Below are 7,604 nucleotides of genomic sequence, written 5' to 3'. Positions count from 1 at the left end.
TATTATGCTTCGTGCGGTATAAAGTCCACTGCTGTTTTGTACGGTTTGATTATGAAAAAACTCATTAACAAAAGTACTGTCACTAATTTCATAGCATTGTTAATTATAGCTACCGGCTATATATGCCCGTTTCATCCAGAGATGACGAAAGCCATCGGCTATTTTGCATTCTCGGGTGCGATTACCAATTGGCTGGCAGTGCATATGCTGTTCGAAAAAATACCTTTTTTGTATGGTTCGGGAATTGTTCCGGCAAGGTTTGAAGAGTTTAAGGTTTCGATTAAAGCGTTAATGATGGAGCAGTTTTTCACGGTCGAAAATATCGAACACTTTATTGAAAAGCAGGAACAGGAAGGGGGGAAGGTTTTAAATATTAGCCCGCTATTGGATGCGGTTGATTATGACAAAGTATATGAAGGATTGGTGTCGTCCATCATGAACTCTTCATTTGGCGGAATGTTAATAATGATGGGGGGCGAAGAGGCGCTATTACCCTTAAAGCAGCCTTTTGTCGAAAAGATGCAGCACACGTTACAAGATATGGTGGAGTCGGACCGGTTTAAACATGCTCTTCAACAAGGTTTAAATGCTCATAAGATTGGCGAAAATTTAACGGGTAAGATCGAAGATGTAATTGACAAACGGCTTAGTGAATTAACACCGCAAATGGTCAAGCAGATTGTCCAAAATATTATAAAGACCCACCTAGGGTGGTTGGTGGTTTGGGGTGGTGTTTTCGGCGGTTTGTTGGGTGCATTGTTTGGTTTTGTTTAAAAATTGCTATGAAGGTTGTTGATCTGGCTTTTGAAACCTTTGGCAATGAAAACAATTGTCCGTTGATTATTTTGCACGGTTTTTTGGCATCGTCGCGAAACTGGCGTACCGTTGCTAAGCGTCTGGCGGAAAATCACTATGTGTATGTGTTGGATATGCGCAACCACGGTGCTTCTCCGCATGCGGAACAAATGGATTATCCTTTGATGGCGCATGATGTAATCGATTTTATGGATAAACTGGGGCTGGCTAAAGCGCATTTGCTTGGTCACAGCATGGGCGGGAAAATCGCCATGTGGTTTGCCCTGCATTATCCGGAGCGGGTTCAAAAATTGGTGGTGGCCGATATTGCGCCGATTAGTTACAAACATAGTTTTGACGCCGTCATTCATGCGCTTAGAAGTCTGCCATTGGATCGAATCAAGAACCGCAAAGAGGCTGAACAGTTTTTAGCGGACGCAATCCCCGACGCGGGGTTTCGGCAATTTTTATTACAAAACCTGCTGCTTAAGGATGGTAATTACTTTTGGCGTATCAACCTCGACTTTATTGCCAAGACCGCGCATAACATTGTAGGTTTTCCTGAACCCGCCAGACAAAGGCTGGCAGATAAGGCTTTATTTATTGCCGGCGAGCGGTCGGCCTATATTCAGCCGGATGCGGTTTTAAAATTATTTCCACGTGCTGAAATTGTTGAGATTGCAAATACAGGACATTGGCTGTATGTTGAAGCGCCCGATATCTTCTGCCAAGTGGTTGACAATTGGTTGAATAATTGAACGAATTAACCCGCTTTCTTGTCCCTTGGTACACTAGAAAAATTCATTTAAACAAGTAAGCTTATTAACCTTAAAAAACTCTTCCTGATGTATGGGTGTGGATGGACGAAAAATCAAGGCAAGCGTCAACAAGCAGTCTATCAAATAGCGCGGTGTTATCGTTTCAGGATTTATTGCATATTGGTCGGTGCGATGCGGCTGGGGACTATTTTTCGTTGTCAATTACCCGGCAGGATCAATCTATTTGCATCCAACTAACGACCGCCGATGCTCAGCCGGTTACCTATAAAGCCATCATTTCCGGGCACGATAGTATTGATATCGGTTCCTTGCTGTTTGTTGCCCAATAGTCTTTTAATTCGGTAAAGCATCTACGAATATCCAGCCTAAAAAAATAAAAGCCTGTGTTAAAATCGCCAATTAACGAATTTTGTTGGCTACTTTGGCTAAGCATAATGTCGTGGCATGGCTGTCCCGTGGTTCGGTTGCCTCACGGGTACTTTGTTAACTTTAAAATTTTAAATGCTCATGAATAAACCTAAAAAAGTTGCAATTCTTACCGCAGGCGGATTAGCGCCTTGTTTGAACTCCGCAGTCGGCAGTTTGATTGAACGCTACACCGAGATCGATCCAAGTATTGAGATCATCTGCTATCGCGGCGGCTATAAAGGGCTGTTATTGGGCGATTATTATCCGGTGACTGCAGAGGTGCGTGAAAATGCCGGTTTGTTGCAACGTTTTGGTGGTTCAGTCATTGGTAATAGCCGCGTTAAGTTAACCAATGTTAAAGACTGCGTTAAACGCGGTTTGGTGAAAGAAGGTGAAGATCCGCAAAAAGTAGCCGCCGATCAACTGGTTAAAGACGGTGTTGATATTCTGCATACTATAGGTGGCGACGATACCAATACCGCTGCGGCCGATTTGGCTGCGTTTCTGGCTAGAAACGATTATGGTCTGACGGTAATCGGCTTGCCCAAAACCGTCGATAATGACGTATTTCCTATAAAGCAATCCTTGGGAGCCTGGACAGCGGCGGAACAGGGGGCACGTTACTTCTGGAACGTGGTTGCCGAAAACAATTCCAACCCGCGTATGCTGATCGTGCATGAAGTGATGGGTCGTAATTGCGGCTGGTTGACTGCCGCAACCGCACAGGAATATCGTAAATTATTGGATCGCGCCGAGTGGCTGCCTGAATTGGGCTTGTCGCGTGAATCCTATGAAGTGCATGCGGTTTTTATCCCAGAAATGGCTATTGATTTGGAAGCCGAAGCCAAGCGTCTGCGCGAAGTGATGGACAAAGTCGACTGTGTCAATATTTTCGTTTCCGAAGGCGCCGGCGTAGAAGCAATCGTGGCCGAAATGCAGGCCAAAGGCCAGGAAGTGCCGCGCGATGCGTTTGGACATATCAAATTGGATGCCGTTAATCCCGGTAAATGGTTTGGCGAACAGTTCGCGCAAATGATAGGCGCGGAAAAAACCTTGGTGCAAAAATCCGGTTATTTCGCCCGTGCCGCAGCGGCTAATATCGATGACATGCGCTTGATCAAATCCTGCGCCGACTTAGCCGTGGAATGCGCGTTCCGCCGCGAATCCGGTGTCATGGGCCATGACGAGGATAACGGCAATGTGCTGCGCGCTATCGAATTTCCGCGCATCAAAGGCGGCAAGCCTTTCAACATCGATAGCGATTGGTTCACCCAAATCCTGGCGGAAATCGGCCAAAACAAAGGTGCGAAAGTCGAAGTAAGCCACTAATCAATTGATACCGGTCAGCCGGGTTTTCCGACTGACCGGTGTTCCCTTGTTGTTCAGAGCCCAAGTTCACTTAAACCGGGGTGTTCGTCGGGGCGGCGGCCCAGCGGCCAATGAAACAGTCGTTGTTCTTGTTTAATCGGTAGATCATTGATACTGGCAAAACGCCGTTGCATCAAGCCGAATTCGTTAAACTCCCAGTTTTCGTTGCCGTAACTGCGGAACCAGTTGCCGGCATCGTCACGCCACTCGTAGGCAAAGCGTACCGCGATGCGATTGCCGGTTGTCGCCCATAACTCCTTGATTAAACGATAATCCAATTCTTTTGCCCATTTACGTTGCAAAAACTCATGAACCTGTTTACGTCCGACTGGAAATTCGGCGCGATTGCGCCAGACAGTATCCTCGGTATATACCTGAACCACGCGGTCGGGATCGCGGCTATTCCAGGCGTCTTCCGCCATACGCACTTTTTGTGAGGCTGTTTGTTCGGTAAAAGGGGGCAAGGGTGGTTTGGTTTCCATGTTCGTCTCGGGTAGTTGGAAAGACATGTGGACAGGTCTGTCTACATGGGGCGATAGTAGCAATAGTAGACAGTTCTGTCTACAATCGTTGAAATGGCTTCGATGACAACTATTTCGGATAAACCGCCGCGCGAGCGCATTTTATTGACGGCGCATGATCTGTTTTACCGCGACGGTATACGCGCGACCGGTATTGACAAAGTGATTGCGGAAGCCGGTGTCAGCAAAGTAACGTTTTATCGGCATTTTCCCAGCAAGCATGCATTGATTCTGGCGTTTCTGGATTATCGGCACGCGCGTTGGATCAGTTGGTTTGCAGATGCTCTGCAGCGTCAAGCGGGCCGTAACTCGCAAGGCTTAATGTGTTTGGTTCCGGTCTTGGATGAGTGGTTTAACAATCCGCTGTTTCGGGGCTGCGCGTTTATTAACACCGCCGCGGAATTTGGCGATAATTTTCCGGAGGCGCTGGAAGTGTGCAGATGCCATAAACAGGATATGGTCGGCATCATCGCCAAGCTGTTGCCTGACAGCGAAATTCGGATGTCGTTGGCGAACGCGGCGGCGGTTGCGGTCGATGGCGCCATCGTCAGGGCGCAGCTTGAGACGCAGACGCCGGATGCAAAAACCGCATTAGCCGGGTTTGAGCTGATTTTGGCTGGGCTGAATCAAGCCGCTTTTGCGGGTTAAGTCATCTTATCCGCCGGAGTAACCATTTTTCGCAGCCGATAGTGCAGTAAACGGTTATGCCGGCGGCAACTACCAACAGCCATTCGTCCCTGCCGATGGCTTCGCTGCCGAATAAGCGCTGCATCGGCGGCCAGTAGGTAAATAAAACTTGCAGCGAAATCATGCTGAGCGCGCCAAAAATGACCCATAAATTGGAGAACAGGCCGATTTTAAACATGGAAAAGTATAGGGAGCGGCAGTTAAATAAATAAAACAGTTCGCAACTAACGAAAACATTGACTGCCACGGTGCGAGCTTTGGCCAGCGATTCGCCTTGGGATAATTCCCATTGAAATAAGCCAAAAGCAGCAGCCAACAACAGTATACCCACCAACACTACCCTGAACACCAAATGCCGGGTCAATATGGGTTGTTCCGGGTTGCGCGGTGTTCTCTTCATCAGGCCGGGCTCCTTCGGTTCAAAAGCCAGCATCAAGCCCAGCAAAACCGCCGTCGTCATGTTGATCCACAGAATTTGCACCGGCGTGATCGGTAAGGCAACATCGGCAAATACGGCGGCCATAATCACTAGCCCTTCCCCCAGATTGGTCGGCAGCGTCCAGGCAATAAATTTCACCAGATTGTCGAATACGCCGCGGCCTTCTTCCACGGCGGCTTCGATGGTGGCAAATTGATCGTCGGTGAGCACCATGGCGGCGGCTTCCTTGGCGACCTCGGTGCCTCCCAACCCCATGGCCACGCCGATGTCGGCCTGCCGCAAGGCCGGCGCATCGTTGACGCCGTCGCCCGTCATGGCGACTACGTGTCCGCCGGCTTGCAGCGTTTTTACCAGTAATAGTTTTTGCTCGGGCGTAATGCGGGCGAATATCGAACAATCGCTTGCTGCCTGCGCGTACCGGCTGTCATCCATATCCTGTAATTCGGCGCCGCTGATGACTCGATCCGCGTTTTTCATTCCCAACTGCCCGGCTATTGCCCGCGCGGTGACAGGATGGTCGCCCGTAATCATTTTGACCTGGATACCCGCGCTATAACAGGCGGCGATGGAGGCAGCGGCTTCAGGGCGAGGCGGATCTATCATGGCTTGCAGGCCGAGCAGGGTCAGGCCGGTGCGCACTTCCTCGTGTTGTACGTCGTTATCGCAATGATCGCAGCGGGCAAATGCCAGAACGCGCAAACCTTGCTCGGCCATCAGGTGTAATTGTTCGTGCAGCGCATCGGCATGCAACGGAATGCGGTTCATTTGTGCATCGAAGGCATGGTCGCAACGCGCCAGCAGGCTTTCCAAGGAGCCTTTTAAATAAACATGGCGTTGATCCTGCGCGATATTTTGATGCAGTGTCGCCATGAATTGATGCTGGGATTCGAACGGAATGACGTCCAAACGCGGATGGCCGTCGCAAACGCTGTCATGATGTAAACCTGCTTTGCGCGCGGCAACCAATAATGCCGCTTCCGTGGGGTCGCCTTCAATGCGCCATTGCTCGGCCTCCCGTATCAGCCGGGCGTCGTTACAAAGCAGGCCGGCCTTGAGGATTTCCATGAGAGCAGGGTACAGTTCCGTTTGGATGGTTTTGCCGTTTAAATGGAAATCTCCCTTGGGAATATAGCCGCCGCCGCTAACGGTAAAGTATTCGCCGCCCGCATAAATGGCTTGTACGGTCATTTGATTCTGCGTCAGCGTACCGGTTTTATCCGAGCAAATCACCGTCGTACCGCCCAAGGTCTCTACCGCGGGCAGTTTGCGGATGATGGCATTGCGCTTGGCCATGCGAGAGACGCCGATCGCCAGCGTAATGGTGATTGCGGCCGGCAGGCCCTCGGGAATGGCGCCAACCGCTAAAGCGACCGATGCCATGAACATGTTCAGCATCGACTCGCCGCGCCAAACGCCAACCGCAAAGGTCAGCACGGCAAAATCGACAATCAGCCACAGCAGGAAATGGCTGAATTGAGCCATTTTTTTAGTCAGCGGCGTGTCCAGATCGGTTGCACTGGCAATCATGCTGTTTATCAAGCCGATTTCGGTATGGTCGCCGGTTTCGACCACCACGCCCAAGCCGTTGCCAAACGTAACCAGCGTGGAGGAATAGGCCATATTGTAGCGGTCGGCCAGCAATGTGCTGATTTCCAATTCGGCGGGCCGCTTGCCGACCGGTATCGATTCGCCGGTTAGGGCGGACTCATCGATTTGCAGTTCGCGGCATTGCAATAAACGCAAGTCCGCCGGGATTTTATCGCCGGATTGCAAAACCACCAAGTCGCCCGGCACCAAATCAACGGCGGGCAGGCTGCGTTTTTGACCGGCGCGTATCACTGTGCTGTTGATACTGAGCACCCGCGACAAAGCGTCGATGGCTCTTAGCGCATTGGCTTCCTGGATGAAACCTATGACGGCATTGACCAGTACCACGCCAAATATGACACCGCTATCCACCCATTCCTGCAGTAAAGCCGTGGTGGCGGCAGACAACAGCAGGATGTAGACCAGCGGTTGGTGAAACTGCGATAGGAATAATTTGATTGGGCCTTTGCCGCGGCGAGGTGTCAGCAAATTAGGGCCAAAATGCTTGAGCCGAGATTGAGCTTCCGCTTCGCTAATTCCAAGGGTCGAGTCGGAATTTAGCTCGGTTAATACTTTGTTAATGGGTAGGCTATGCCACGGGGTTTGTTTTGATTTGCTCATAATAATCAGGTTTTACCGTTCACGGGTTGCATGGTCATCAGTTAAAGGATTGGAGCTAAGATTTTTGTGTATTTTTGAATCGATTATTTTGCGCTTGTTCCCCAAATAAGATGGGGTTATATTTCGCTTTAAGGCCAAGGCCTTATTTTAAAAACAAAAATAACAAACTGGAGGGGACTATGGGTACTGTAATCGAACTTGGGGTATTTATGCTGGTGATAGCCTGCTTTGCATTTGCACCGTTAGGGTATTTTATATACATGTATACAATGAAAAACGGCGAACCTTTTGGGGATATCGAACCGCATGGCGATAGCGAGTCGGCGGTTTTGAATATGACGGCGAAACTGATAGATAAAGTTAAAGCGCTGATCGGTAAAAAATAAGCGTATCGCCGCC

At 49.7% G+C, this 7,604-nt stretch carries 8 protein-coding genes; 6 read left to right on the top strand and 2 right to left on the bottom strand.

From position 1 onward, the window contains the following. The first annotated feature begins 18 nt into the window (after positions 1-18). The 4 genes from NP596_RS18510 to NP596_RS18495 all read left to right on the top strand — a co-directional run bounded on the left by NP596_RS18510 (position 19) and on the right by NP596_RS18495 (position 3,311). Positions 19-774, top strand: a complete 756-nt coding sequence (locus tag NP596_RS18510; protein ID WP_371927978.1) for a DUF445 domain-containing protein — start codon at positions 19-21, stop codon at positions 772-774. Continuing rightward, the gene (locus tag NP596_RS18505) at positions 723-1,553 is read left to right on the top strand and encodes an alpha/beta fold hydrolase (protein WP_371927977.1); all 831 of its coding nucleotides are present in this window, start codon (positions 723-725) and stop codon (positions 1,551-1,553) included. Before NP596_RS18510 ends, NP596_RS18505 begins: the two co-directional genes overlap by 52 nt. 101 nt (positions 1,554-1,654) lie before the next feature. Next, complete coding sequence (locus NP596_RS18500) at positions 1,655-1,903, top strand: hypothetical protein (protein ID WP_256616881.1); 249 nt, start codon at positions 1,655-1,657, stop codon at positions 1,901-1,903. A gap of 232 nt (positions 1,904-2,135) precedes the next feature. Continuing rightward, positions 2,136-3,311, top strand: a complete 1,176-nt coding sequence (locus tag NP596_RS18495) for a pyrophosphate--fructose-6-phosphate 1-phosphotransferase (protein WP_443192634.1) — start codon at positions 2,136-2,138, stop codon at positions 3,309-3,311. Positions 3,312-3,364: 53 nt separating this feature from the next. On the opposite strand, the gene NP596_RS18490 is transcribed toward NP596_RS18495, so the two are convergent. Beyond that, positions 3,365-3,832, bottom strand: coding sequence for a nuclear transport factor 2 family protein (locus NP596_RS18490; protein WP_256616879.1), 468 nt, complete (start codon positions 3,830-3,832; stop codon positions 3,365-3,367). Between the two features lie 102 nt (positions 3,833-3,934). On the opposite strand from NP596_RS18490, the gene NP596_RS18485 reads away from it, so the two are divergent. Then, positions 3,935-4,519: a TetR/AcrR family transcriptional regulator gene (locus NP596_RS18485; RefSeq protein ID WP_256616878.1), complete on the top strand. Its 585-nt coding sequence runs from the start codon at positions 3,935-3,937 to the stop codon at positions 4,517-4,519. 1 nt (position 4,520) lies between these two features. Here NP596_RS18485 and NP596_RS18480 read toward each other — a convergent pair whose 3' ends face one another. After that, the gene (locus NP596_RS18480; RefSeq protein WP_256616877.1) at positions 4,521-7,205 is read right to left on the bottom strand and encodes a cation-transporting P-type ATPase; all 2,685 of its coding nucleotides are present in this window, start codon (positions 7,203-7,205) and stop codon (positions 4,521-4,523) included. A 179-nt stretch (positions 7,206-7,384) separates the two neighbouring features. Here NP596_RS18480 and NP596_RS18475 point away from each other — a divergent pair, with 179 nt between their 5' ends. After that, entirely contained in the window at positions 7,385-7,591 is a 207-nt protein-coding gene (locus tag NP596_RS18475; RefSeq protein ID WP_256616876.1) for a hypothetical protein, read from the top strand. The last annotated feature ends 13 nt before the right edge of the window (positions 7,592-7,604 follow it).

Source organism: Methylomonas rivi, from assembly GCF_024505165.1.
GTDB classification, from domain to species: Bacteria; Pseudomonadota; Gammaproteobacteria; order Methylococcales; family Methylomonadaceae; genus Methylomonas; species Methylomonas rivi.
The sequence above is the reverse complement of the archived record's forward strand: the minus strand, read 5'-3'. Positions and strand labels throughout refer to the sequence as shown.